This window comes from Acidovorax sp. BoFeN1, from assembly GCF_003345135.1.
Classification (GTDB): Bacteria; Pseudomonadota; Gammaproteobacteria; order Burkholderiales; family Burkholderiaceae_C; genus Acidovorax; species Acidovorax defluvii.
In genome coordinates this window covers 1-1273 of record NZ_QOZT01000168.1, presented here as the reverse complement: position 1 = coordinate 1273, position 1273 = coordinate 1, and the positions used below count along the sequence as shown (strand labels likewise).

General features: G+C 64.4%; 2 protein-coding genes. Both read left to right on the top strand.

Annotated elements, in window-relative coordinates; genetic code table 11:
* Positions 1–480: flavin reductase family protein (locus tag DTW89_RS19065; protein WP_147277686.1), on the top strand; the 480-nt coding region annotated here is incomplete at its 5' end.
* An 11-nt stretch (positions 481–491) separates the two neighbouring features.
* Positions 492–1079: an MOSC domain-containing protein gene (locus DTW89_RS19060; protein WP_114657075.1), complete on the top strand. Its 588-nt coding sequence runs from the start codon at positions 492–494 to the stop codon at positions 1077–1079.
* The last annotated feature ends 194 nt before the right edge of the window (positions 1080–1273 follow it).

Sequence of the window (1273 nt, the reverse complement as noted above, 5' to 3'; positions counted from 1 at the left end):
AGTTTTTCTGCGAGGGAGTTTCGCGATGCGCTGGGCATGTTCGCCACCGGGGTGACCATCGTGACGGCCCGCAATGCACAGGGTCAGCCCATCGGGCTCACCGCCAATTCGTTCAATTCAGTTTCGCTGGAGCCGCCCCTGGTGCTGTGGAGCCTGTCGCGCGCGGCCGCCTCGATGCCGGCCTTTGCCAACGGCTCCCACTACGCCATCAATGTGCTGGCAGCCGACCAGAAGGCCCTGGCCGAGCGCTTTGCCTCCCGCGGAGTCGACCGCTTCGCCGGTGTGGAACACCACTCGGGCATCAGCGGCGCCCCGTTGCTGGAGGGCGCTGCGGCCACCTTCGAGTGCTTCAACCGCAGCCGCTACGAAGAAGGCGACCATGTGATTTTTGTCGGTGAGGTCGAGCGCTGCCAGCACCACGGTGGCATGTCGCCCCTGCTGTACCACGGCGGGCGGTTCTACACCGAGCACCCGCTCTGAGCGGACAGTCCATGGCCCAGACACTTCAAGTGCTCAGCGTGAATGTAGGAACGGCCCAGCCCGTGCGCATCGGCGAGCGCAAGATCCTCACCGCCATCGGCAAATCATGCACGCCCGGCCCCGTTGCCGTGGGACGGCTGGGCCTGGCGGGCGACGAGCAGGCCGACCTGAGCGTGCACGGCGGCCTGGACAAGGCGGTGTATGCCTACCCGGCGGTGCACTACGCCTTCTGGCAAGCCCAACGGCGCGAGCGCGGGATCAGCCCGTTCGACGAGCCGCTGCCACCCGGTTTCATGGGCGAAAACCTCACGGTCGATGGCCTGCTGGAACACGAGGTGTATGTGGGCGACCGGCTGCACTTTCCCGATTGCGTGCTGCGCGTGGCGGCACCGCGCGAGCCTTGCTACAAATTCAATGCCGTCATGGGGTTCGCGCAAGCCGGCCGCGCCATGGCCATTGCCGGGTGCTGCGGCTACTACCTGGCGGTAGAGCAGACTGGCACCATCGCGGCGGGCCAGCAGGCCACGCTCGAACCTGGGCAGCGTGGGCTGAGCATTGCGCAGGCATTTGCCGGGAAATTCGCGAAGCACGCGCGCTGAGACGCGTTTTACTTCGTTTTTTATAGCTGCTAGCGCTTTTTGATAGGGCGCTAGAGCCCTGTTTCATGGTTCTCTTCTATTTCGGGTGGCGTACAACATTCCCCACTGAGTCCATGGTCAGGCCCTTGCTTTTAGCAGAGGATTGCCCGGCAGGTGGGTAAGTTTGCCGGCGATCAGGAACGCCATGGCGATGA